This is a genomic window from Pandoraea sp. E26, assembly GCF_000681415.1.
Classification (GTDB): domain Bacteria; phylum Pseudomonadota; class Gammaproteobacteria; order Burkholderiales; family Burkholderiaceae; genus Pandoraea; species Pandoraea pnomenusa.
Genome location: NZ_AYXJ01000018.1, coordinates 52,730 through 75,679, shown reverse-complemented (window position 1 = coordinate 75,679; position 22,950 = coordinate 52,730). Strand labels below are relative to the sequence as shown.

At 63.6% G+C, this 22,950-nt stretch carries 23 protein-coding genes; 10 read left to right on the top strand and 13 right to left on the bottom strand.

Annotated elements, in window-relative coordinates; all coding sequences use genetic code 11:
* Nucleotides 1-133: 133 nt before the first annotated feature.
* Together hyi and gcl are read right to left on the bottom strand one after the other, a co-directional pair.
* Nucleotides 134-925: a hydroxypyruvate isomerase gene (gene hyi, locus W930_RS0113425; protein ID WP_023596317.1), complete on the bottom strand. Its 792-nt coding sequence runs from the start codon at nucleotides 923-925 to the stop codon at nucleotides 134-136.
* A 157-nt stretch (nucleotides 926-1,082) separates the two neighbouring features.
* A complete protein-coding gene (gcl, locus tag W930_RS0113420; protein ID WP_023596316.1) occupies nucleotides 1,083-2,849 on the bottom strand; it encodes a glyoxylate carboligase in 1,767 nt (588 codons plus the stop codon).
* A gap of 121 nt (nucleotides 2,850-2,970) precedes the next feature.
* Here gcl and W930_RS0113415 point away from each other — a divergent pair, with 121 nt between their 5' ends.
* The 9 genes from W930_RS0113415 (at nucleotide 2,971) to W930_RS0113370 (ending at nucleotide 9,671) form a co-directional block, all read left to right on the top strand.
* Nucleotides 2,971-3,882: a LysR family transcriptional regulator gene (locus W930_RS0113415; RefSeq protein ID WP_023596315.1), complete on the top strand. Its 912-nt coding sequence runs from the start codon at nucleotides 2,971-2,973 to the stop codon at nucleotides 3,880-3,882.
* A 241-nt stretch (nucleotides 3,883-4,123) separates the two neighbouring features.
* Nucleotides 4,124-4,501 carry a 30S ribosomal protein S6 gene (rpsF, locus tag W930_RS0113410; protein WP_023596314.1) on the top strand — a complete coding sequence of 126 codons (378 nt, stop codon included), beginning with the start codon at nucleotides 4,124-4,126 and terminating at the stop codon, nucleotides 4,499-4,501.
* 46 nt (nucleotides 4,502-4,547) lie between these two features.
* Nucleotides 4,548-4,850, top strand: coding sequence for a primosomal replication protein N (gene priB, locus W930_RS0113405; protein ID WP_023596313.1), 303 nt, complete (start codon nucleotides 4,548-4,550; stop codon nucleotides 4,848-4,850).
* A 2-nt stretch (nucleotides 4,851-4,852) separates the two neighbouring features.
* The gene (gene rpsR, locus W930_RS0113400) at nucleotides 4,853-5,134 is read left to right on the top strand and encodes a 30S ribosomal protein S18 (protein WP_010803800.1); all 282 of its coding nucleotides are present in this window, start codon (nucleotides 4,853-4,855) and stop codon (nucleotides 5,132-5,134) included.
* Nucleotides 5,135-5,161: 27 nt separating this feature from the next.
* Nucleotides 5,162-5,614 (top strand): 50S ribosomal protein L9, encoded by a 453-nt coding sequence (gene rplI, locus W930_RS0113395; RefSeq protein WP_023596311.1) that lies wholly within the window; start codon nucleotides 5,162-5,164, stop codon nucleotides 5,612-5,614.
* A 305-nt stretch (nucleotides 5,615-5,919) separates the two neighbouring features.
* Nucleotides 5,920-7,287: a replicative DNA helicase gene (locus tag W930_RS0113390; protein ID WP_023874113.1), complete on the top strand. Its 1,368-nt coding sequence runs from the start codon at nucleotides 5,920-5,922 to the stop codon at nucleotides 7,285-7,287.
* A gap of 114 nt (nucleotides 7,288-7,401) precedes the next feature.
* Nucleotides 7,402-8,028, top strand: a complete 627-nt coding sequence (locus W930_RS0113385; protein WP_023596309.1) for a DUF47 domain-containing protein — start codon at nucleotides 7,402-7,404, stop codon at nucleotides 8,026-8,028.
* 13 nt (nucleotides 8,029-8,041) lie between these two features.
* Entirely contained in the window at nucleotides 8,042-9,052 is a 1,011-nt protein-coding gene (locus W930_RS0113380; RefSeq protein ID WP_023596308.1) for an inorganic phosphate transporter, read from the top strand.
* Between the two features lie 355 nt (nucleotides 9,053-9,407).
* Nucleotides 9,408-9,671, top strand: coding sequence for a cupin domain-containing protein (locus W930_RS0113370; RefSeq protein WP_023596306.1), 264 nt, complete (start codon nucleotides 9,408-9,410; stop codon nucleotides 9,669-9,671).
* A 1-nt stretch (nucleotide 9,672) separates the two neighbouring features.
* Here W930_RS0113370 and W930_RS0113365 read toward each other — a convergent pair whose 3' ends face one another.
* From W930_RS0113365 to W930_RS0113315, 11 genes are all read right to left on the bottom strand, one after another.
* Nucleotides 9,673-10,473: a C40 family peptidase gene (locus tag W930_RS0113365; protein ID WP_023596305.1), complete on the bottom strand. Its 801-nt coding sequence runs from the start codon at nucleotides 10,471-10,473 to the stop codon at nucleotides 9,673-9,675.
* Between the two features lie 286 nt (nucleotides 10,474-10,759).
* Nucleotides 10,760-12,514 (bottom strand): PhoH family protein, encoded by a 1,755-nt coding sequence (locus W930_RS0113360; RefSeq protein ID WP_023596304.1) that lies wholly within the window; start codon nucleotides 12,512-12,514, stop codon nucleotides 10,760-10,762.
* Nucleotides 12,515-12,798: 284 nt separating this feature from the next.
* Nucleotides 12,799-13,260: a peroxiredoxin gene (locus W930_RS0113355; protein ID WP_023874116.1), complete on the bottom strand. Its 462-nt coding sequence runs from the start codon at nucleotides 13,258-13,260 to the stop codon at nucleotides 12,799-12,801.
* Between the two features lie 53 nt (nucleotides 13,261-13,313).
* Nucleotides 13,314-14,222, bottom strand: a complete 909-nt coding sequence (locus W930_RS0113350) for a polysaccharide deacetylase family protein (protein WP_023596302.1) — start codon at nucleotides 14,220-14,222, stop codon at nucleotides 13,314-13,316.
* A gap of 226 nt (nucleotides 14,223-14,448) precedes the next feature.
* Nucleotides 14,449-15,498 carry a bifunctional UDP-4-keto-pentose/UDP-xylose synthase gene (locus W930_RS29170; protein WP_023596301.1) on the bottom strand — a complete coding sequence of 350 codons (1,050 nt, stop codon included), beginning with the start codon at nucleotides 15,496-15,498 and terminating at the stop codon, nucleotides 14,449-14,451.
* Nucleotides 15,499-15,505: 7 nt separating this feature from the next.
* Nucleotides 15,506-16,429: a formyltransferase gene (locus W930_RS29165; protein WP_023596300.1), complete on the bottom strand. Its 924-nt coding sequence runs from the start codon at nucleotides 16,427-16,429 to the stop codon at nucleotides 15,506-15,508.
* A complete protein-coding gene (locus W930_RS0113335) occupies nucleotides 16,426-17,457 on the bottom strand; it encodes a glycosyltransferase (protein ID WP_023874120.1) in 1,032 nt (343 codons plus the stop codon). The genes W930_RS29165 and W930_RS0113335 overlap by 4 nt, the downstream gene beginning before the upstream one ends.
* The gene (locus tag W930_RS0113330; RefSeq protein ID WP_023874122.1) at nucleotides 17,454-18,620 is read right to left on the bottom strand and encodes a DegT/DnrJ/EryC1/StrS aminotransferase family protein; all 1,167 of its coding nucleotides are present in this window, start codon (nucleotides 18,618-18,620) and stop codon (nucleotides 17,454-17,456) included. Before W930_RS0113330 ends, W930_RS0113335 begins: the two co-directional genes overlap by 4 nt.
* An 87-nt stretch (nucleotides 18,621-18,707) precedes the next feature.
* Complete coding sequence (locus W930_RS0113325) at nucleotides 18,708-19,079, bottom strand: SMR family transporter (protein ID WP_023596297.1); 372 nt, start codon at nucleotides 19,077-19,079, stop codon at nucleotides 18,708-18,710.
* Nucleotides 19,080-19,224: 145 nt separating this feature from the next.
* Nucleotides 19,225-20,934: a glycosyltransferase family 39 protein gene (locus W930_RS0113320; protein WP_028731035.1), complete on the bottom strand. Its 1,710-nt coding sequence runs from the start codon at nucleotides 20,932-20,934 to the stop codon at nucleotides 19,225-19,227.
* A 56-nt stretch (nucleotides 20,935-20,990) separates the two neighbouring features.
* Nucleotides 20,991-21,377: an Mth938-like domain-containing protein gene (locus tag W930_RS0113315; protein WP_023596295.1), complete on the bottom strand. Its 387-nt coding sequence runs from the start codon at nucleotides 21,375-21,377 to the stop codon at nucleotides 20,991-20,993.
* Between the two features lie 320 nt (nucleotides 21,378-21,697).
* Here W930_RS0113315 and W930_RS0113310 point away from each other — a divergent pair, with 320 nt between their 5' ends.
* Nucleotides 21,698-22,924, top strand: coding sequence for a pyridoxal phosphate-dependent aminotransferase (locus W930_RS0113310; protein WP_023874125.1), 1,227 nt, complete (start codon nucleotides 21,698-21,700; stop codon nucleotides 22,922-22,924).
* The last annotated feature ends 26 nt before the right edge of the window (nucleotides 22,925-22,950 follow it).

The window sequence follows — 22,950 nt, the reverse complement described above, 5'->3', positions numbered from 1 at the left end:
CTCGCCGGATGGGGTGGGCGCTCCGTCGTTCGTCTGCACGCCGCCGGGGGAGGCGACGCGCGGCTATGGGGGGATTGCCGGCAATGTCGCGTCGCTGTCTATCCGACATGCGGCGCGACCATGCCCAGGTCGATCACGCCGCTTCGCGAAGGCCCGCTGCCTTGAACCAGCCGAGGCCTTCGGCGGTCGTCGTGGCGGGCTTGTACTCGCAGCCGATCCAGCCGTTGTAGCCAATGCGGTCGAGGAATGCGAACAGGTACGCGTAGTTGATTTCGCCCGTGCCCGGCTCGTTGCGTCCCGGGTTGTCGGCCAGTTGCACGTGGGCGATGCGCGCCAGGTTCGTTTCGATGGTCTTGGCGAGTTCGCCTTCCATGCGCTGCATGTGATAGATGTCGTACTGCAGGAACAGGTTGTCCGAGCCGACGGCATCGAAAATTTCCAGCGCCTGCTTCGTGCGGTTCACGAAGAAGCCCGGGATGTCGAACGTGTTGATCGGCTCGACCAGCAAGCGAATGCCCTCGGCCTTCAGGGCGTCGGCCGCGAAGCGCAGATTGCCCACGAGCGTTTCCTGTGCGGTTTGCGTCGACAGATCGGCACCTTGCTTGCCCACGAGGCAGTTCAGCTGCTTCACGCCGAGCGCCTTGGCGTAGGTGATCGCTTCGCCTACGCCGTCGCGGAATTCGGCAACGCGATCGGGGAAGATGGCGATGCCACGCTCGCCGGCGTCCCAGTTGCCCGCCGGCAGGTTGTGCAGCACGAGGTCGAGCTGGTACTGGTTGAGCTTGTCGGCGATCTGGTCGCGATGGAATGCGTACGGGAACAGGAACTCCACGCCGCGAAAGCCCGCTGCGGCGGCCGCCTTGAAGCGGTCGAGGAACGGCACCTCGTTGAACAGCATGGTCAGGTTGGCGGCAAATTTCGGCATTGCGCTGACTCCTCTCTTTCTCTTTTCAGGGGGTGGTTTCGACGATTTCGATGCAAGGGTGATGCCGGGTTGCGGAGCGCGCGCCTGGGCCGTTCACGGGGTCTAGCCGAAAGCGGAGGGGACGCGCGCGCCCCGCAATTCCTTTCACGTGCGCGGCTTACGCCGTGACCGTGTTGTCTTCCTCCACGACGTCGATGATTTCCTCGAATTCATTGACGTTGTTGATTTCCGTGCCCATGGCGATGTTCGTCACGCGCTCGAGAATCACTTCCACGATGACCGGCACCGAGAACTCGGCCATCAGCTTGCGGGCCTGTTCGAACGCGGGCTGGATGTCGTTCGGCTGGAACACGCGGATCGCCTTCACGCCGAGGCCTTCGGCCACCTTCACGTGATCGACGCCATAACCGTTCACTTCCGGCGAGTTCACGTTCTCGAACGCGAGCTGCACGCAGTAGTCCATGTCGAAGTTGCGCTGCGCCTGACGGATCAGGCCCAGATACGAGTTGTTCACCACCACGTGGATGTAGGGCACCTTGAACTGCGCGGCCACCGCCAGTTCCTCGATCATGAACTGGAAGTCGTAGTCGCCCGAGATTGCCACGACGTCCGACGACGGCGACGCGACCTTTGCGCCGATGGCGGCCGGCACGGTCCAGCCGAGCGGGCCCGCCTGGCCGCAGTTGATCCAGTGGCGCGGCTTGTTCACGTGCAGGAACTGGGCGGCCGCGATCTGCGACAGGCCGATGGTCGAGACGTAGCGCACGTCGCGGCCGAAGAAGGCGTTCATTTCCTGATACACGCGCTGCGGCTTGATCGGCACCTGGTCGAAGTCGGTGCGTCGCAGCATGGTGCGCTTGCGCTTCTGGCAGTCCGCCACCCACTGCGAGCGATCCGGCAGGCGACCGGCCGCCTTGAGCTCGCGTGCCACCTCGACGAACAGCTTGAGCGCGGCCTTGGCGTCGGAGACGATGCCGTAATCCGGGCCGAACACGCGGCCGATTTGCGTCGGCTCGATATCGACGTGGACGAACTTGCGGCCCTTGGTGAAGACGTCGACGCTGCCCGTGTGGCGGTTGGCCCAACGGTTGCCGATGCCCATCACGAAGTCGGACGCGAGCATCGTGGCGTTGCCGAAGCGGTGCGACGTCTGCAGGCCGACCATGCCCGCCATGAGCGGGTGATCGTCGGCGATGGTGCCCCAGCCCATGAGCGTGGGCACGACCGGCACATTGACGGTTTCGGCGAACTCGACGAGCAGGTCGGCCGCGTCGGCATTGATCACGCCCCCGCCCGAGACGATCAGCGGACGCTCGGAGGCGACCAGCATCTGGATCGCCTTCTCGATCTGCGCGCGCGTGGCCGCAGGCTTGTACACCGGCAGCGGCTCATACGTCTCTGGATCGAAATCGATCTCGGCGACCTGCACGTCGAACGGCAGATCGATGAGCACCGGACCCGGACGGCCCGAGCGCATCAGGTGGAACGCTTGCTGGAACACGCGCGGCACGAGGGCCGGTTCGCGCACCGTCACGGCCCACTTGGTGACCGGCTTGGCGATCGACTCGATGTCGACGGCCTGGAAGTCTTCCTTGTACAGACGGGCGCGCGGCGCCTGACCCGTGATGCACAGGATGGGGATCGAGTCGGCCCACGCCGAATACAGGCCCGTGATCATGTCGGTGCCCGCCGGGCCCGAGGTGCCGATGCACACGCCGATGTTGCCCGCCTCGGCGCGAGTGTAGCCTTCGGCCATGTGCGATGCGCCCTCGACGTGGCGCGCGAGCACGTGCTCCACGCTGCCTGCCTTGCGCAGCGCCGAATAGAACGGGTTGATGGCGGCACCGGGCACACCGAACGCGGTGGTGATGCCTTCCTTCTCCAGCACGCGGACGGCGGCCTCTACGGCGGTCATCTTGGCCATGTGACTCCTCCAATGGGTAATGAGTATTGAGCTTGGAGGTCACTTTAAGCCGGTACGATTTGTTTGATAAGATCACAAAAGATCGTTTTTTTAAGAACAAAAAGTATCGAATGGAGACGTGATGGATCGCTACAAACAGATCGAAACCTTTGTGCAGGTGGCCGAGGCCGGCAGTCTGGCCGCCGCCGCACTGAAGGAGGGCGTCTCGCCGGTGATTCTCGGGCGGCGCATCGATGCGCTCGAGAAGCGCCTCGGGATCAAGCTCATGTATCGCTCGACGCGGCGGCTCGCGCTCTCGGAAGAGGGGGGCGCGTTCCTGGAGCGCTGCAAGCAATTGCTGGGCGACTGGGAGATGGCCGAGAACGAAATCAGCGCGGGGCGCCACGCGGTCTCGGGACACCTGATCGTCTCGGCGCCGGCGGCCTTCGGGCGCAAACACGTGGCGCCGCACGCGCCGGCGTTTTTGCGCCAGCATCCCGAGGTCCAGATCTCGTTCAACCTGACCGATCGCGTGGTCGACATCGTGCGCGAGGGCTACGACATGGGCATCCGCATCGGCGGATCGGTCGACCCGAACTTCGTGGCGGTCAAGCTCGCCCAGAACCGGCGCGTGGTTTGCGGCACTCCGGCGTATTTCGCACGGCACGGCCGCCCGAAGACGCTCGAAGACCTGTCGAAGCACAATTGCCTCGCATTCAACCTTCAGGGGGGACAGCAGCGAGGCTGGTACTTCAAGCGCCAGGGCAAGCTGGTGACGATTCGCGTGGCGGGCAGCCTGGACTGCAACGACGGGGAGTTGCTGCACCGCTGGGCGCTGGAGGGCCTGGGCCTCGGCTGGCGCTCGACCTGGGAAATCCAGCGCGAGCTGCTCTCCGGCGAGCTCGAAACGGTGCTCGACGAATATGCGCTGCCCGACTACGACATTCTCGCGGTCTACCCCCAGCAGCGATTCCAACCGGCCCGGGTGCGGCTCTTCATTGACCAGTTGCGTCAGATCTACGCACGTCCGAACTACTGGCTGGAAAACGTCTGAGGCGGCGACCGCAACCCGGTCGGCCCCGCGACCCGGGCGGTTCGAGGGCGGGGCTGACAGTGGCGACAGGGCCGCCGGACGGCGCGACGGCGGGTCCCTCGGGGCTGCCGCCAGGGGGCGGCCGGATGGTACCGATAGGGCGGGAGTTGATGATCGACATGAAATCCGCTAGAATCGCGGGTTCTGCAACCTTGCTGCACTGGTTCTGACGCCCAGGCGGCTTTGTCCATAAGGAGCTCATATGCGTCATTATGAAATCGTATTTATCGTTCACCCCGATCAAAGCGAGCAGGTGCCTGCGATGATCGAACGCTACCGCAGCACGGTCGAAGGCCGTCAGGGCGCGATTCACCGCGTCGAAGACTGGGGCCGTCGTCAACTGGCCTACATGATCGAGAAGCTGGCGAAGGCTCACTACGTGTGCATGAACATCGAGTGCGACCAGGAAACCCTGGACGAGCTGGAACACGCATTCAAGTTCAACGACGCCGTTCTGCGCCACCTCGTGGTCCGCATGAAGAAGGCCGAGACGGCGCCGTCGCCGATGATGAAGGAAGTGGCCCGCGAAGAAGCCAAGAAGGCTGCCGCGACGCCCGCTACCGAAGCCGCCGCTTCGTAATTAGCGCACCGGAACGCATCAGGGCGCCAACGGAACCGTCGACCGCGTGAATCGCTTACGGCTCGAGGCCAGCATCGTCGAAATCGGCACGCTGCGCCATACCCCGGCCGGGCTCCCCGTGATCGATGTGACATTGGCCCATGCGGGAACCACCGAAGAGGCGGGCGTGGCCCGTCAGGTGGAATTCTCGATACCGGCAGTTGCGATCGGTCCCATCAGCGCCAACGTCATGGCGTTGGGACTCGAGAAACCGGCTCAGTGGGCAGGGTTCCTCGCCAAGAAGCATCGCAATAGCCGCACCCTGGTGTTTCACATCACTGCATTGCAAGCATTTGAAAAGGATTGTTGAACATGCCGCGTCCTAACGGTAAAAACAAGAAGTTTGATCGCCGCCGCCAACAGCAAAACCCGCTGTTCAAGCGCAAGAAGTTCTGCCGCTTCACCGTCGCCGGTGTCGAGCAGATCGATTACAAGGATGTCGAAACGCTGAAGGACTTCATCGGCGACAACGGCAAGATCACCCCGGCTCGCCTGACGGGTACCAAGGCGCACTACCAGCGCCAGCTCGATACGGCCATCAAGCGCGCGCGTTTCCTGGCGCTGCTGCCGTACACCGACCTGCACGGTGCTTAATCGCCAGTCGACGAAGGAGAATAGATAATGCAAGTGATTCTGCTGGAAAAGGTCGTCAACCTGGGTAACCTGGGCGACATCGTGAAGGTCAAGGACGGTTTCGCACGTAACTTCCTGATCCCGAGCAAGATGGCTCGCCGCGCCACCAAGGACGCGATCGCCGAATTCGAAGTTCGCCGCGCCGAACTGGAAAAGGCCGCCGCCGAGAAGCTGGCCGCCGCACAAGCCGAAGGCGAGAAGCTGGCTGGCCTGACCGTGCAAATCTCGCAGAAGGCCGGCGTTGACGGTCGTCTGTTCGGCTCGGTCACCAACTTCGACATCGCAGAAGCCCTGGGCACCCAAGGTTTCAAGGTCGAGAAGATGCAAGTGCGTCTGCCGAACGGCCCGCTCAAGACCGTGGGCGATTTCCCGGTCCAGGTGGCATTGCACACGGACGTCCTCGTCGACGTGAACGTGTCGGTGCTCGGCGAGCACGCCTAAGTCGTACCCGCGTCAGCTTCCGACGCGAACAAAAGACGGAAGTCGGTCCCGCCGGCTTCCGTTTTTTTATGTCTGTCCGTTCTGTCGTGTAGGCTGCCGGAACGCCCGGTTGCCGGTCATGCGCTGTTGTCTCTGCCGATCGACTCCCGGCCGCGCCTTCCCCTTGCACGTTTGTCACCGCTCGATAGCTCCGTCTTATGCTGCCTCCAGGGAAACTGCTGAACAAACCCCGCTCGGAAAAGTCGTCGCGCAAGCGGGATTTCGCCGGGTCGGACCGGGATCGCGGGAACGGTATAATGCCCGGCATGAACGCGCCCGATCCCCAGCTCGATTCGCTCAAGGTGCCGCCGCACTCCATCGAGGCGGAGCAATCCGTGCTCGGCGGGTTGCTGCTCGATAACAGCGCATGGGATCGTATCGGCGACTTCGTGGCCGAATCCGACTTCTATCGCTACGATCACCGGATCATCTACCAGCACATCGGTCGTCTGATTGCGAGCGACCGTCCCGCCGACGTCATTACCGTCTTCGAATCGCTCAGTTCCGCCGGCAAGGGCGAAGAGGTGGGCGGTCTCGCCTACCTGAACGCCCTCGCGCAGAACACGCCGAGCGCCGCGAACATCCGTCGCTATGCGGAGATCGTGCGCGACCGGGCCGTGCTGCGCAAGCTCGTGACGGTGGCCGACGAGATCGCGTCCGACGCCTTCAACCCTCAGGGCAAGGAAGTGCGTCAGATGCTCGACGAGGCCGAGGCGAAAGTCTTTGCCATCGCGGAAGAGGGCTCGCGAAGCACGAGTGGGTTTCTCGAGCTGCAACCGCTGCTCACCCAGGTGGTCGAGCGCATCGACGAGTTGTATCACCGCGAGGGCGGCAGCGACATCACGGGCATTCCGACGGGCTTCGTCGATCTGGATCGCATGACGTCGGGTTTCAATGGCGGCGACCTGATCATCGTGGCCGGTCGTCCGTCGATGGGCAAGACCACCTTCTCGATGAACATCGGCGAGCACATCGCCGTGGAGGAGGGGTTGCCTGTCGCGGTGTTTTCGATGGAAATGCCGGGCACGCAGCTCGCCATGCGTATGTTGGGTTCGGTCGGGCGCCTCGACCAGCATCGGTTGCGCACCGGCAAGCTGGTCGACGAGGACTGGCCCAAGCTCACGCACGCGATGCAGAAGATGAACGAGACGCAACTGTTCGTCGATGAAACGCCGGCGTTGAACCCGATGGAATTGCGGGCGCGGGCGCGTCGACTGGCGCGTCAGTGCGGCAAGCTCGGGCTGATCATCATCGATTACCTGCAGCTCATGAGCGGCTCGGGCGGCGGCGAAAACCGGGCGACCGAGATCTCCGAAATCTCGCGCTCGCTCAAGGGGCTCGCCAAAGAGCTGAACGTGCCGGTGATTGCGCTCTCGCAGCTCAACCGAAGCCTCGAACAACGCCCGAACAAGCGTCCGGTCATGTCGGATTTGCGTGAATCGGGCGCCATCGAACAGGATGCCGACATCATCCTGTTCATCTATCGCGACGAAGTGTACAACCCTGACACGCCTGACAAGGGCACTGCCGAGATCATCATCGCGAAGCAGCGTAACGGTCCGATCGGGCACGTGCGTCTGGCGTTCATCGGTGCCTATACCAAGTTCGACAATCTGGCGGGACCGCAGTACTGACGCCCCGATTTCCCCTCGTGTGAAAGGGCGTGCGGTGAAGCGCGCCCGCGACGAGGTAGAATGTGACGTTTTTGTGTCGACCCGTCCCCAATCAATACCCGGAGTTTTCCAATAATGTTCGGTCGCTTCATGCCCACCGAGGGCAAGTTCTTTGACCTGTTCAACCAGCACGCCGAGTGCATGGTTGCCGGCAGCCGCGAGCTGTCCGCCATGCTCAACGACCTGCCCAATGCGGAGGCACGCACCGTTGCCGTGCAGAACAGCGAGAAGAAAGCGGATCGCATCACGCACGAGACCATCGATCTGATGCACAAGACGTTCATCACGCCTTTCGACCGCGATGAGATCCACAAGCTGATCAGCACCATGGACGACATCCTGGATCTGATGGAAGACGTGGCGACGGCCGTGTGGATGTACGACGTCAAGAGCGTGCCCGCCGAGGCGCGTACGCTGGGCGAAATCTGCGTGAAATGCTGCGAGCGTGTGCAAAGCACCGTGGCGCTGCTCAGCGACATGGATCGCGCGAGCGAGATTCTCAAGCTGTGCGAGGAAATCGACGGCCTGGAATCCGAGGCCGACCGGCTGCTACGTGCGTCGCTGTCGAAGCTGTTCCGCGAAGAGTCCGACGTGAAGGAGCTCATCAAGCAGAAGGCCGTGTCGGAACTGCTCGAGTCGGTGACCGACAAGTGCGAAGACGTTGCCAACATCATCGAAGGCATTGTGCTGGAAAACGCCTGAGCGGAGACTGTCGATGGCAACGCTGCACATCAGCCTCTGGCTGGTCGGACTACTGATCGCACTCGCGCTCCTGTTCGATTTCATGAATGGCTTTCACGATGCCGCCAACTCCATCGCCACGGTGGTGTCGACGGGCGTGCTCAAGCCGCATCAGGCGGTGGCCTTCGCCGCCATGTTCAACATCATCGCGCTGTTCATCTTCCACCTGAAGGTGGCGGCGACGGTGGGCAAGGGCACGGTGCATCCCGAGATCGTCGATCACTACGTGATCTTCGGCGCGCTCGTCGGGGCCATCGCCTGGAACATCATCACGTGGTACTACGGCATCCCGTCGAGTTCGTCGCACGCGCTGATCGGTGGTCTGGTCGGCGCCGCGGTGGCCAAGGCCGGCACGGGATCGCTCGTGGCGAGCGGTCTGCTCCAGACCGTGGCCTTCATCTTTCTTTCGCCGCTGCTCGGCTTCGTGCTCGGTTCGTTCTTCATGCTGCTGGTGTCGTGGCTGTTCTTCCGAACGCCGCCCGCGCGCGTGGACCGGTGGTTCCGTCGCCTGCAATTGGTCTCGGCCGGCATGTACAGCCTGGGGCACGGCGGTAACGACGCCCAGAAGACCATCGGCATTATCTGGATGTTGCTGATCGCGGCGGGCTTGTGGCCGCAGGAAGCGGCCGAGCCTCCGCTGTGGGTGATCGTCGGCTGCTACCTCGCCATCGGTCTGGGGACGATGTTCGGTGGCTGGCGCATCGTGCGAACGATGGGCCAGAAGATTACCAAGCTCAAGCCGGTGGGGGGCTTCTGCGCGGAAACGGGCGGCGCTTTCACGCTGTTCTTCGCGTCGTGGCTCGGTGTGCCGGTCTCGACCACGCACACGATCACCGGCGCCATCGTCGGCGTGGGCGCCACGCGCAAGCTCTCCGCTGTTCGCTGGGGCGTGGCCGGCAACATCGTTTGGGCCTGGGTCCTGACGATTCCTGCCTCGGCGTTCATCGCCGCTATCGCCTGGTGGGTCGGCAAGCAGATCCTGTAATCCCTGAGCGGGGATGCGCGCCGCGGCGATCGCGGAGCGCCCCGCCAGACGGCGAGAAAAGCGGCTTCGGCCGCTTTTTTTGCGTCGGTCTGTCGCGCAACGCGCCATGCCGGCATTGAGACCGCGTATCGCCTCGATCGGGATAATCAATTTCAATAGTTTATTGCGATTGAATATTATTTATCCATAGTGTTTTATATTTCTCGAGGAGGCTACCATGGCTGCATTGATCCACCGCTCGCTGCGCAACCGCCCACTGAGCATGCTCATGGGCGTAGCGATCAACATGGGTGGTGCGGCAACCTTGCTCGCACATCTGCGCTGACCCACTCGCCTGCGCCGCAAGGAGGCAGTGATGCAACGGGACGTATTCGAACGAGAACTGGACCGCGAGGGCTTCACGCAACGGGTGACGGTAACGCGCGACGCCGGCGATCTGGATGTGCACGTGCATCCCTTCGAGGCAAAGGCGCTGATTCTGTCGGGCGAGATAGCGATTCGTGTCGGCGCGCACGAGCGTGTCTACCGCGAGGGCGACGTCTTTCACTTGCGCGCCAACGAACCGCACGCCGAGCGCTACGGACCGACAGGGGTGATGTACCTCGTCGGCCGCAGGTGAACTACATCGAACTGTTGGCGAATCGGGCGATGGGGTCGTCGTCCTGCGACGGCGGCGTCGAGAGATTGGCTGTGCTGCTCGGCGGCGACACCTGCGGGGTATCCATCGGCGAGGATGTCGAGGCCGTGAGCGGCCGGTTTGCCGGTGCGGCAGTCGTCGGCGATACGGGGGTGCCGGCGGTGTAGGCAGCGATGCTGGCGGGCGCGTTCGGCTTTTGCGTCTCGACAGGCGCGGGCGACGGCGTCCGGTTCACATAGGTTGTATTCCCCGCGGGCGCCTTGTTGGCTGCAACGCGGCGCACACCGTCGATCCGTCTCGCCCAATACGGGATGTAGAGACTCTCCAGACGCACTGTCCCACCTGTGTTCGGTGCGTGCACGAATTTTCCCTGACCGACGTAAATGCCGACGTGCGAGTGCGCGCGTCCGGTCGTATTGAAAAAGATAAGATCGCCGGAGGCGAGCTCGTCGCGATCGAGCACCGTGCCGACACCGCTCATGTCAGCCGTGGTGCGCGGCAGATTGACGCCGGCGGCGCGCGCCACCACATAACGCACGAGACCGCTGCAATCGAATCCGGAATCGGGGGTGTTGCCGCCGTAGCGATAGGGAATGCCGACGAGACTCATCGCTTCGAGCGTGATCTCCTCCTGGCCGGCGCTGTGCTCGGGGCCCATCGTGCGGTTGCCATAGTTGGCACTGCTGCCCGATCTGATCGCAGGACCGGACGAACAAGCCGCAACCAGCAGCGTGAGCGCCAGCACGGCGACACTTCGCCAGGACGCACCGGGCAGCGTCGCCAACGACGTTGCGTGGCGAGCCGCAAAGCGAGATGGGCTGAGTGAGCGCTGGTTTCGCATGCGCCGAGTTTACGATGCTTGCTGCGCGAATGCATCGCATAAGTGCCGAATCATGGACATTCTGTGGCATCGATGTCACAAATTCACCACTTCCGGGGCGATTTCGTCGTCCACGCGCCCTGCTGACGGGATGCCGCCGGGGAGGCGGCGGTGCTGACGGGATGCAAAAAAACGGCGCCCGAAGGCGCCGTCGTCTCGAGCATGGCAGCTCGCTTACCGCGTAACGTCGTCAGAGAATCTCGGCGGCGTAATCGGCCAGGCGAGAGCGTTCGCCGCGAGCGAGCGTGACATGCCCGCTGTGTCCCCAGCCCTTGAAGCGGTCCACCACGTAGGTGAGCCCCGAGCTGCCTTCGGTGAGGTACGGCGTATCGATCTGCGCGATGTTGCCCAGGCAGATCAGCTTGGTGCCGGGGCCGGCGCGCGTGACGAGCGTCTTCATCTGCTTTGGCGTGAGGTTCTGCGCCTCGTCGATGATGACGAACTTGTTCACGAACGTGCGACCGCGCATGAAGTTCATGCTCTTGACCTTGAGTCGCGAGCGAATCAGCTCCTGCGTGGCCGCGCGACCCCATTCACCGGCGGAGTCGTCGGTCTTCTGCAGCACTTCGAGGTTGTCGTCGAACGCGCCCATCCACGGTTGCATCTTCTCTTCCTCGGTACCCGGCAGGAATCCGATGTCTTCACCGACAGGCACGGTGGCGCGCGTGATGATGATCTCGTTGTAGCGTTTCTCGTCGAGTGTCTGCGCCAGCCCGGCGGCCAGGGCGAGCAGTGTCTTGCCCGTGCCTGCCTGGCCGAGCAGCGTGATGAAGTCGACCTCGGGATTCATCAGCAGGTTCAGCGCGAAGTTCTGTTCGCGATTGCGCGCCGTGATACCCCACACGTTGTTCTTGTGGTGTCCGTAGTCGCGCAGCGTTTGGAGCAGCGCTGTCTTGCCGTTGATTTCCCTGACTTGCGCGTAGAAGGGCGCCTCGCCGTTGTTCGTCTCCAGGTAGACGAACTGGTTGATGAGGAAATTGGCGCACAGCGGGCCGGTAATGCGGTAGAAGGTGGTGCCGGTCCGGTTGTCCTGCCAGCTTTCCATGCCCTTGCCGTGCTTGGTCCAGAAATCCGGCGGCAGGGCCATCACGCCCGAGTACAGCAGATCGCTGTCTTCGAGCACCTTGTCGTTGAAGTAATCTTCCGCGGGCAGGCCGAGCGCGTGCGCCTTGACGCGCATGTTGATGTCTTTCGACACCAGCACGACCTGTCGATCGTGGAACTTGTCCTGCAAGGCACGCACGACGCCCAGAATCTGGTTGTCGGCTTTGCCCTGCGGCAGTCCTTCGAGCGGCGGTACCTCGGGCAGGTCGGTCTGGAAGTACAGGCGTCCGGTGGCGTCCTTGTTGCCGAGGCGCGAAAGCGGAATGCCTTCGGACATCGACTTCGTGCCGCTTTCCGCGACCAGCCCGTCGAGCGTGCGGCTCACCTGACGCGCATTGCGCGCCACTTCCGACATACCCTTCTTGTGATTGTCGAGCTCTTCCAACGTCATCATCGGAAGATAGACGTCGTGCTCTTCGAAGCGGAACAGGCTGCTCGGATCGTGCATGAGCACGTTCGTGTCGAGCACGAAGAGCTTGGCCGGTTCCATATCCTTGTTGCGTGCGCGCTTCGAGCCCGGGCCCGCCACCGACGGCTTCACCGCCTTGAGCGAGGTGGACGCGCCGGCAGAGTCTGTCGACGGCGGCGACTGGGGCGAGCGTGCGACGGGCGACGGTTGTGGTGCAGTCTGCGTCGCTGGGGGTGTCTTGGGGACAACCTTCAGTTCGGCCGTGCCGGGGGATCCGGCGGTACCCGCTGCACCGGACGTCTCGCCCAGTGCATGTTGTTCAGACGAGGGGATCGGTTTCTTGGCCTCCGTGCGCGAAGGTTTGAGGCGAGTGGGGAATTGTTCCGGGGCAAGCAGCGAGCCCGGTTTGGTCGGCGCCGATGGCAATGGCATAGATTTCCCGTTCAAGAAAACACAACACAACTCGGCCGGGACAGACGGCGGTGCAACACGTCCCGGCAACAAAAAAGCCGCCTGCCCGGACGCACCGGAGAGGCGGCTTGGCTGAAGGCGCCGCCTTGGCGACGCCTGCAATAGTCTCGTTCAATGCGCTTGATCATTACGGCTGACTATATCGTCTCTCGCCGTGCTTGTATAGCGTTGAATGCCCTTGCCGGCGGGCGCCACCGGCCTGGTTGCAACAGGCGCGGGACAACGCCGTCGCCGGACGCGACCGATCAGAGCGCCTGGACGGCGGCCAGGACTTCCGCGACGTGATCGGGCACGCGCACGCCACGCCATTCCTGGCGCAATACCCCTTTCTCGTCGATCAGGAATGTGCTGCGCTCGATGCCCATGTGTTCCTTGCCATACAGTTTTTTCAACTTGATGACACCGAACAACTGGCACACCGCTTCATCCGCGTCCGAAATCAGCGGGAAGGGCAGCCCGAGCTTCTTCTGGAAGTTCTCGTGCGAGCGCAGGCTGTCTCGCGACACGCCGACGATCTGCGCACCCGCTGCCTGAAACTGGTCGTACATGTCACGGAAGTTCATGCCCTCCGTGGTGCAGCCGGGCGTGTTGTCCTTCGGGTAGAAATAGATCACGACTTTCTGGCCGCGATGCGCGTTGAGCGAAAAATCGCCGCCGGTGGCCGGTGCGGTGAAATCGGGCACGAGGGTGTCGATGGCTACCGTCACTATGGTCTCCTTGGGTGGCCTTGCGAGGCCGGAACGGGGAAGTGGATCGGGACTCAGGCGCTCGCCGCCCGGCCTTCGAGAATCAGATCGCCGGAGCGGCCCGGGATTTCACCCCAGACGACCGGATGCGCGGGCAGCGCGGCGAGGTCGAGCGTCTCGTAATACTGGCCCATGGTCACCAGATCGTGCCCCTGGCGACGCCATCCGGCCAGCACCTGACGGAACAGCGGGGCCAGCTTCTGGCCTTCGAGCTCCGCATGCAACGTGAACACGTGATCTTGCGCCGGATCGCGAGTCAGGGCAAGCAGATGCTCGGCCACACCGTTGATGTCACGGCCGTCGACGCCCAGCAGCTCGTCGACGGTGGGCAGCGTCGTCGGCATTTGCACGTGATTCAGACGCACGCCGTCGACGATGGGATAGTGCGGCGCACGTCCACGACCATCCGACGCATACTTCATGCCCCATGCATCGATCTGGCGAAAGGCATCGTTGTTCATCTGCCAGCCCGCGGCACCATGCGTAAGTGGCGGCGTGCCAAAGATCTGCATGAAGCGCGCGTATGCCTGCGACATTTGTCGCTGGGTCCAGGCGGCGTCTCGGGTGCGCACGTTGTCCTGCCAATAGGTGTGGTCCCACGTGTGGATGCCGGTCTCGTGGCCGGCGCCTTGCACCGTGCGCATCACATCCGCCGCACGGCGGCCGATGTCCGGGCCGGGCAGGAGCGTGCCGTACATCAGCGTCTTGAATCCATAGTGTTCGACGACGGACGTACGCGAGACTTTCTTCAGGAAACCGGGGCGAAAGACGCGCTTGAGCGCCCACCCGGTGTGATCCGGTCCGAGGCTGAACAGGAACGTCGCCTGCGCATGGTGCTCCGCCAGCGCGGCGAGCAGGTTGGGCACGCCTTCACGCGTGCCGCGCAGCGTGTCGACGTCGATCTTCAGGACAATCTTGGCCATAGCCGCCCTTGTGTGGGGCATCGCAGGCATGCGACGCGATGCCGGGAATGTCGAATTCCATTGCCGATGGAAAAACGCCCGATGCGCCAAGGGCGCACCGGGCGTGCAGTGCGTGTGCCACCGTCGCGGCCTGCAACACCTGAGTGGCGGGCCGGACCGTTGCCGCGGTCATTCGCGAATATCGTGAGATAGCGCGGAATGAGGCGGAATGGCGCGCAATATCGCGTTATTCGCCCTCGACCAGACGGCGAGCTTCGGCAACGTGACCGCGATACGCTTCGAAAATCTTGCGCAGCGCGTCGTCCATCGACGTGGTCGGCGCCCAGCCAAGTTCCTGCATCGTGTTGTCGATCTTCGGCACGCGGTTCTGCACGTCCTGGTAGCCGTTACCGTAGTAGGCGCCCGACGACGTTTCGACGAGCTGCACCTTCTTGGCGGTCTCGGCGTATTCCGGGAATTCGGCCGCGAGTTTGAGCATCATGTTGGCCAGCTCGCGCACCGAGAAGTTGTTCTTCGGGTTGCCGATGTTGTAGATCTTGCCGCTGGCAACGTTGTCCTTGTTGTCGATGATGCGCACCAGGGCGTCGATACCGTCGTCGATGTCGGTAAAGGCGCGCTTCTGATGGCCACCGTCGACCAGACTGATGTTCTCGCCGCGGGCGATGTGACCGAGGAACTGCGTGACCACGCGCGACGAACCTTCCTTCGGCGTGTAGATCGAGTCCAGGCCGGCGCCGATCCAGTTGAACGGGCGGAACAGCGAGAAGTTCAGGCCTTCCTGCATGCCATAGCCCCAGATCACGCGGTCCATGAGTTGCTTGGAGCAGGCGTAGATCCAGCGCGGCTTGTTGATGGGGCCGTAGATCAGCGGCGAGTTTTCCGGATCGAATTCGCTGTCGGTGCACATGCCGTAGACCTCGGAGGTCGACGGGAACACCAGGTGCTTGCCGTACTTCACGGCCGAGCGCACGATCGGCAGGTTCGCCTCGAAGTCGAGTTCGAACACGCGCAGCGGCGCCTTCACATACGTGGCCGGCGTGGCGATGGCGACGAGCGGCAGGATCACGTCGCACTTGCGGATGTGATACTCGACCCACTCCTTGTTGATCGTGATGTCGCCTTCGAAGAAGTGCATGCGCTCGTGGTTGACCAGATCGCCGAGGCGATCGGTGAGCATGTCCATGCCATAAACTTCCCAGTCGGTCGTCTCCAGGATGCGCTTCGACAGATGGTGGCCGATGAACCCGTTGACACCGAGAATCAGGACTTTTTTCATATTGCGGTCAGTGATTGAGCTGGGAAAACTGTTCCGGCGTGACAGGCTTGCCGTCCAGCGTTAGTTCATGAATGGCGATGGCATTTCCGTCGCCGCAAATGCCGAGGAGCGCATTATCCACTACTTGCAGTCCGCAGGGCAAACCGGCCGGTGCCGGCGCGCGTGACAGACGGGCCTGTGCGACCACCCAGCGGCGGCCTGCCAGATCGGTGAATGCTCCCGGATAGGGGGGGGCGACGGCGCGAACCAGGTTGTAGACATGCTGCGCGGGTTGCGACCAGTCGATCCGACCGTCCTCCGGCTTGCGTCCGCCAAAGTAGCTGCCCGAGGCGAGCTCGTTGACGTGACGCGGCGCCGTGCCCGCCATCAGGCCCGGCAGGCAGCGCCAGAGGGTTTGCTCGGCGGCCACGGTGACCTTCTCGAACACCATGCCCGCCGTATCGTCTGGCAGGATGGGCACGGCCGTCTGGTCGATAATCGCGCCGGCATCGGGTTTTGCGGCCATTTCGTGCAACGTGGCGCCGGTTTCCGTTTCGCCGCGCAAAACCGCCCAGTTCACCGGCACGCGTCCCCGGTACTTCGGCAGCAGCGAACCGTGCATGTTGAAGGCGCCGCGCGGGGCGATCTCCAGCACCGTCACCGGGATCATGTGGCGGTAGTAGAAGGAAAAGATGTAATCCGGTGCAGCCTCGCGGATGCGCGCGGCGAGCGCGGGATCGGCGGGGTCGTCGGGGGTGACGACCGGGATGCCATGCTCGGCGGCGACGCCGGCAACGCTGCCGAACCAGATGTTCTCGTTCGGATTGTCCTGATGCGTGACCACGAGGGCGACATCGACGCCGCGTGCGAGCAGCACTTGCAGGCAGCGAACACCAACGTTGTGATAGGCGAAGACGACGGCGCGGGCGGTGTTGGGCGTCTGAGCGCTCATGACGTTTGCGATCCCAGCTCGGCGGCACTGGCGGCCTGCGCCTGGGCGACGCCCGGCTCGGCCGTGTTCGCGCAGCTGCCCGTACGACCGGCCGGCGGAGCCTCGAGCACGGCCTGCACCAGATAGCGCGGGCGCTGGCGGACTTGCTGGTAGATGCGACCGATGTACTCGCCGAGCAGGCCCATGCCGAACAGAATCACACCCAGCAGGCAGAACGTGACGGCGAACAGCGTGAACACGCCCTGGACTTCGGAGCCGAAAATGAAGCGTCGCGCGATGAGCACGACGAACAGCAGGCCCGAGGCCACCGACAACGTGATGCCCACGCCCGACAGCCATTGCAGCGGTACGACCGAGAAGCCGGTGACGAGGTCGAAATTCAGGCGGATCAGACTGTAGAGCGAGTACTTCGACTCGCCCGCAAAGCGCTCCTCGTGGGCGACGTCCACTTCGGTGGGGTTCTGCGCGAAGGTGTACGCCAGCGCCGGAATGAACGTGTTGATTTCGCGACACTGATTGACCGTGTCGACGATGTGGCGGCTGTAGCCGCGCAGCATGCAACCCTGGTCGGTCATGCGAATGCGGGTGATGCGCTCGCGAAGACGGTTCATGGCGCGCGAGGCATTGCGGCGGAACCAGGTGTCCTGACGATTCATGCGCACGGTGCCGACGTAGTCGTGACCGGCCGCCAGTTGCGCGACGAGTTTGCCGATTTCCTCGGGCGGGTTCTGCAGGTCGGCGTCGAGCGTGACGACCCATTCGCCGCGGGTATGTTCGAAGCCGGCCAGGATGGCCATGTGCTGGCCGTAGTTGCCGTTGAACAGCACCACGCGCGTGACGTCGGGACGCGCGCGATATTGTTCGGCAAGCAGCGCGGCCGAGCGGTCGCGGCTGCCGTCGTTGACGAACACCACTTCGTAAGTCACACCCAACTGGTCGAGGGCCGGGTACAGCCGGGCGAAGAGCGCGGCGAGGCCGGCCTCTTCGTTATAAACCGGGATGACGACGGAGAGTTGTGGACAATTCATTTTTGATGATCAGCGCAAATGGCGTTAACGGCTTCGCAGACGCGAGCGACGTCGGCATTCGTCATGGCGGGGAAAAGCGGCAGCGTGAGAATCGCGCGGCCGAGACGTTCCGCGTTCGGGAACTGCCCCTCATGGAAGCCAAGCGCCCGGTACATTGTAAACAGGTGGATGGCCGGGTAGTGAACGCCGCTGCCGATGCCGCGTGATTTGAGCTTTTCCATGAAGCCGGCGCGGTCGATCGTGAGCTTGTCGAGCGGCAGTTCGATCTGGAACATGTGCCAGTTCGAATTCGTGAAGTCGGCCGGCGGCAGGCCGAGCCCGAGCGCCACGGCCGGTCCGCCCGCGAGCGTGTCGAAATAGCACTGTGCCAGCGCCGTGCGGCGGCGGTTGAACTGCGCCAGATGCGGCATCTGGCCAAGTCCCACGCGTGCGGCAACGTCCGTCAGGTTGTATTTTCCACCAAGCACGTCCACGTCCATGCCGTCGAAGCCCGTACGGGTCACACCCTGCAGGCGGTACTTTTCCGCCAGACGCGCTTCGTCTTCATTGTTGAACACGAGTGCGCCGCCCTCGATCGAGGTCAGGTTCTTGTTGGCGTGAAAGCTGAACGACACCAGGTCGCCGATGGCGCCAATGCGCTCGCCGCGCCACGTCGAGCCCATGGCCTGCGCGGCGTCCTCGATCACGCGCAGCCCGTGCCGGCGCGCGATGTCGTACAGACGATCCATGTCGAGGGGCAGTCCCGCCAGATAGACGGGGATGATCGCGCGCGTGCGGGGCGTGATTGCCTTTTCGAGCAGATCGAGATCCAGATTGCGCGTGACGGGGTCCACGTCGACGAACACGGGCGTGGCGCCCACTTCGAGAATGACGTTGGACGTGGCAACCCACGACAGCGGCGTGGTGATGACTTCGTCGCCACCCTTGACGCCCGCGATGCGCAGCCCGATTTCAAGCGTTGCGGTGCCCGAATTGAAGACGCGCACGGGGCGGTTGCCGAAATATTCGGACAGCGCCTTCTCGAAGGCCTGCACCTGCGGGCCCGAGGTGATCCAGCCCGAGCGCAGCACCTCGGTCACGCCGGCGATGGTGGCGTCGTCGATGCTCGGCCGCGTGAACGGCAGGAACGGTTGATTCGATTGAGGGGTTGCCGAGTCGCTCATGATGTAAGACGAAGCCTCAGGTAAGCGTGGAGCAACGCGTGCGCCCGGGGGCAGGCGATGGCGTCGAACCCACGAAGGCGCGCAGCGTCAGCTGCGGGCCAGAATATAAACACCGACCAGAATGATGCCGATGGCCACGAGCCGCTGCATCGACAGCGTCTCGCCAAACAGGTACCACGCGGCGATCGCGTTGACGACGTACCCGAGCGAGAGCATCGGATAGGCGATCGAGACCTCGACGCGCGAGAGTGCCAGAATCCAGACAACCACACTGATCGCGTAGCAGACGAGGCCGCCCATGATCGGCACCTGCGTTGCGAGCTTGATGCCGATCGGCACGATGTTCGCGCGGGTGAATTCCATGGCGCCGATGGCGTTCGCGCCGGCCTTGAGCAGCAACTGAGCGCATGCATTGAGCAGCACGCCCGTGAGAATAAGTGAAAACGTAGCGAGATTCATGGAACGTTTGTGAACGTTTGTGAATAATTATGGACGCTGCAAATTGGCCAGTCCTGGCGCCGTCGTGCGGCGCGAGGCCCTTTCCCCGATCTTGTCATTGCCGGCGGTATTCATGCGTGTGGCGCCGGCCGAAACAATTAGCGCGCTATTTTACGTCGTCTTCCGGCTGAGGTTTCGAGATCACGATCCGCCGCGTGTCGCGCGCGACGACGCGCATGGGCAGGCGTTCGGCCTCCAGCTTGCCGAACGTACCCGGATCGACCAGCGCGAGCGCCTTCGGGTCGGACCGCCACCGCGCATAGAAGTCGGCGAGCGTGGGCAGCCATTTCTGCGGCTCCTGCTTCACGCCGAATTCGAGCTCATCCGGATGCTGCACCATGATCATCGTGTGCCCGAGGTAGTAGGGCATGGTGTGATCGAGCACGTTCACGGAATAGAAGGGGACGTTCGGCCCGAGGCGGGCCATCTCGGCCTGGACGGCCGGCACCAGCAGCACCCCCGAACTCTGGCGGCCGAACACCTCGTGTCCCATGCCGCCCACGGTCACGAGCAGCAGCATGGCGCCCGAGAAGGCGAGCAGGGCACGCCGCGCGCTGTGACGCGCGAGCCGCCACGCCACGAGCGTTCCCGCCAGGCCGAGGCCCACGGCCACGTACAACCAGACCTGGAAGGCCTTGTAGAGCTCGTTCGGATTGCGCACGCTGCCGGCGCGGCCGACGAAGATCGCTACCATCACGAGCGCCGCGATCAGGAAAATCGCATAGCCGGCCATGTGCAGGCGAACGGTGTCGCGACGCAACTGCGCGAGATACAGTCCGAAGAGCAGCGCCATGGCCGGCGCGATCGGCAGCAGGTAGGAAATCAGCTTGGAATGCGACGCGCTGAAGAACAGGAAAATGAACGCCGACCAGACCCAGAGCATCAGCGCCGGCGCGAAGCCGTTCGGTTGGCGGGGCATGCGTAGCGTGGCGCGCACGGTGCCCGGCAGCACCGACAGCCACGGCAGGAAGCCGACGATGAACACCGGCACGAAGTACCAGGGGGCGCCGTCGCGGTTATGGCCTTCCATCGCGAAGCGGCGGAAGTGCTCGTTGATGAAGAAGAAATCGAAGAATTCGGGGTTGCGCAACTGCACCAGCACGAACCACGGCGCGGCGATTGCGAGAAAGACGATCAGGCCGCTGCCCAGATACAGTCGCCGCCACAAGGCCCAGTCCCGAGCCACGAGTGTGTAGATCACCAGCACGGCGCCGGGCAGCACGACGCCGACGAGGCCCTTGCTCAGCACGGCAAGCGCCATGGCCGCCCAGCACAACCACATCCAGCCGCGCACCGCGCCGCGATCGAGCCCGGGGCGCTGGGCCAGCAGCAGCGCGCACAACGACAGCCCCATGAAGAACGACAGGCCCATGTCGAGCACGTTGAAGTGTCCGAGCAGCGACCACAGCGGCGCGCTGGCCAGCGCGGCTGCGGCGAACAGGCCGACGCGCGCATTGAACACGCGGCGGCCGGTGTAGCCCACCGTCAGCACGCCGGCAAAGCCGGTGAGCGCCGTCCAAAGCCGTGCCTGCCACTCGCCGAGCCCGAAGGCGGCAAAGGTGAGCGCGTTCATCCAGGTTTGCAGCGGCGGCTTCTCGAAGTACTTGTAGCCGTTGTAGCGTGGCGTGATCCAGTCGCCGGTCACCCACATCTCGCGCGCCATTTCCGCATAGCGGCCCTCGTCGCTCGCGATCAGGTGGCGATAGTCGAGCACGCCGAACCAGACCAGGGCGAAGCCCAGAAGCAGCAGCCAGAAGGCGGCGGGCGACAGGGGGTAGGCGGACGGCGTTGCGTCGCGAGGGGACGCGGGCGGCAAGGCGGGCGCAGCGAGTGGGTCCGTGCCCGGCAGGCCGGGTGCGAGCGGGCGGCGACTCACTCAGTCGCCTCGGGCTCGATGAGCAGGGCGAGCACGACGCGCCGCCCCTCGCTCATCAGGATGTTATAGGTGCGGCAGGCGGCTTGCGTGTCCATGGAGTCCACGCCGATGCGTGCGCTCGTCAGCGACGTGGTCAGTCTGGGATGGGCGAAGCGCAGGCGCGAGCCGCTGCCGAAGATGACGACCTCGGGGTCGAGGCGGCGCAACAGGTCGAAGTCGGCGGGCGTGAGCGCGTCGAAGCGCGACACCGGCCAGTGCTGGATCTCGCCCTCGGGCGCAATGATCACGCTCTGGTCGTGGCGAATCTTGTTGACTTCGACATAGCCGCGGCCGTAGCCGGTCACCGTGTTCAGGGCTTGCGACGGGTCTTGATGCAGTTTCACTTTCGAAAGATTCCCTACCAGGGGTTGCCCGGTGGTGGATGAGCGTCGGCGCGGTGTACAACGGCCGGGCATCTTGCCTCGCGTCTTGCAAACCGTCAATGATGCATTGCCGAACTCTGTCATAATTGGCTAAATTATAGCTTTTTGCCGTACGCAGCACGGCAAAACCGTTGCAGTGCGGCATTTGCCACGCCGAAATCGGGGAAAAGCGGTGTCCCGTGCGCTTTGCGCGCCGGTTTGCGCCGCCGCCGGTGCGTCGTGCGTCCCGCCTGCTGCCGGCCCGACCGGCCCCTGCGTCGCCCGCCAAGACCACAACCGCCGTGAAACCGATCCTCAAATCGCAGAAATTGCAGAATGTCTGCTATGACATTCGTGGGCCCGTGCTCGAACATGCCAAGCGCATGGAAGACGAAGGTCATCGCATCATCAAGCTGAACATCGGCAATCTGGCGCCGTTCGGCTTCGAGCCGCCCGACGAGATCGTGCAGGACATGATCCGCAACCTGCCGAATTCGGCCGGCTATTCGGACTCGCGGGGCGTGTTCGCGGCGCGCAAGGCGATCATGCATTATTGTCAGCAAAAGCGCATCAAGGATGTGCAGCTCGACGACATCTACCTCGGCAACGGGGCGTCGGAGCTCATCGTGATGGCCATGCAGGCACTGCTCAACGATGGCGACGAGGTCCTCGTGCCCGCGCCCGACTATCCGCTGTGGACGGCGGCGGTCAGCCTCTCGGGCGGCACCCCGGTCCACTACGTCTGCGACGAACAGGCGGACTGGCAGCCCGACCTCGCGGACATTCGGAAAAAGATCACGCCGAACACGCGCGCCATCGTCATCATCAACCCGAACAACCCGACCGGCGCGCTTTACTCCGACGAACTGCTCAAGGAGATCGTCGCGCTCGCACGCGAGCACAAGCTCATCATTTACGCCGACGAGATCTACGACAAGATCATCTACGACGGCGCCGAGCATACGTCGATCGCCTCGTTGTCCGAGGACGTGCTCACCATTACCTTCAACGGCCTGTCGAAAAGCTATCGCGCGTGCGGTTACCGCGCGGGCTGGATGATCGTGTCCGGCGACAAGCGCCCGGCGCGCGACTATATCGAAGGGCTGAACATCCTGGCCTCGATGCGGCTGTGCCCCAACGTGCCGGGGCAGTACGCCATCCAGACGGCGCTGGGCGGCTACCAGAGCATTCAGGACCTGATCGTGCCGGGCGGGCGCCTGTACGAGCAGCGCGAAATCGCGCACCGCATGCTCACCGCTATTCCCGGCGTGACCTGCGTGAAGCCGAAGGCGGCGCTGTACCTGTTCCCGCGTCTCGATCCGGCGGTGTACCCCATCGCCAACGACCAGGAATTCATCCTCCAGTTGCTGCTCGAAGAAAAGGTCCTGCTGGTGCAGGGCAGCGGTTTCAACTGGATGCACCCCGACCATTTCCGTGTCGTGTTCCTGCCTCACGAGGGCGACCTGGAAGACGCCATCAGTCGCATTGCCCGCTTCCTTGACGGTTATCGCCGTCGCCACGGCAAGTGATGCGCGCCAACCGATTTCGACTTTTG

Excerpts from the sequence above, each read along its gene's own strand:
- hyi (WP_023596317.1), bottom strand. The coding sequence starts at position 925 with ATGCCGAAATTTGCCGCCAACCTGACCATGCTGTTCAACGAGGTGCCG.
- gcl (WP_023596316.1), bottom strand. The coding sequence starts at position 2,849 with ATGGCCAAGATGACCGCCGTAGAGGCCGCCGTCCGCGTGCTGGAGAAG.
- W930_RS0113415 (WP_023596315.1), top strand. The coding sequence starts at position 2,971 with ATGGATCGCTACAAACAGATCGAAACCTTTGTGCAGGTGGCCGAGGCC.
- rpsF (WP_023596314.1), top strand. The coding sequence starts at position 4,124 with ATGCGTCATTATGAAATCGTATTTATCGTTCACCCCGATCAAAGCGAG.
- rpsR (WP_010803800.1), top strand. The coding sequence starts at position 4,853 with ATGCCGCGTCCTAACGGTAAAAACAAGAAGTTTGATCGCCGCCGCCAA.
- rplI (WP_023596311.1), top strand. The coding sequence starts at position 5,162 with ATGCAAGTGATTCTGCTGGAAAAGGTCGTCAACCTGGGTAACCTGGGC.
- W930_RS0113390 (WP_023874113.1), top strand. The coding sequence starts at position 5,920 with ATGAACGCGCCCGATCCCCAGCTCGATTCGCTCAAGGTGCCGCCGCAC.
- W930_RS0113385 (WP_023596309.1), top strand. The coding sequence starts at position 7,402 with ATGTTCGGTCGCTTCATGCCCACCGAGGGCAAGTTCTTTGACCTGTTC.
- W930_RS0113380 (WP_023596308.1), top strand. The coding sequence starts at position 8,042 with ATGGCAACGCTGCACATCAGCCTCTGGCTGGTCGGACTACTGATCGCA.
- W930_RS0113370 (WP_023596306.1), top strand. The coding sequence starts at position 9,408 with ATGCAACGGGACGTATTCGAACGAGAACTGGACCGCGAGGGCTTCACG.
- W930_RS0113360 (WP_023596304.1), bottom strand. The coding sequence starts at position 12,514 with ATGCCATTGCCATCGGCGCCGACCAAACCGGGCTCGCTGCTTGCCCCG.
- W930_RS0113350 (WP_023596302.1), bottom strand. The coding sequence starts at position 14,222 with ATGGCCAAGATTGTCCTGAAGATCGACGTCGACACGCTGCGCGGCACG.
- W930_RS29170 (WP_023596301.1), bottom strand. The coding sequence starts at position 15,498 with ATGAAAAAAGTCCTGATTCTCGGTGTCAACGGGTTCATCGGCCACCAT.
- W930_RS29165 (WP_023596300.1), bottom strand. The coding sequence starts at position 16,429 with ATGAGCGCTCAGACGCCCAACACCGCCCGCGCCGTCGTCTTCGCCTAT.
- W930_RS0113335 (WP_023874120.1), bottom strand. The coding sequence starts at position 17,457 with ATGAATTGTCCACAACTCTCCGTCGTCATCCCGGTTTATAACGAAGAG.
- W930_RS0113330 (WP_023874122.1), bottom strand. The coding sequence starts at position 18,620 with ATGAGCGACTCGGCAACCCCTCAATCGAATCAACCGTTCCTGCCGTTC.
- W930_RS0113325 (WP_023596297.1), bottom strand. The coding sequence starts at position 19,079 with ATGAATCTCGCTACGTTTTCACTTATTCTCACGGGCGTGCTGCTCAAT.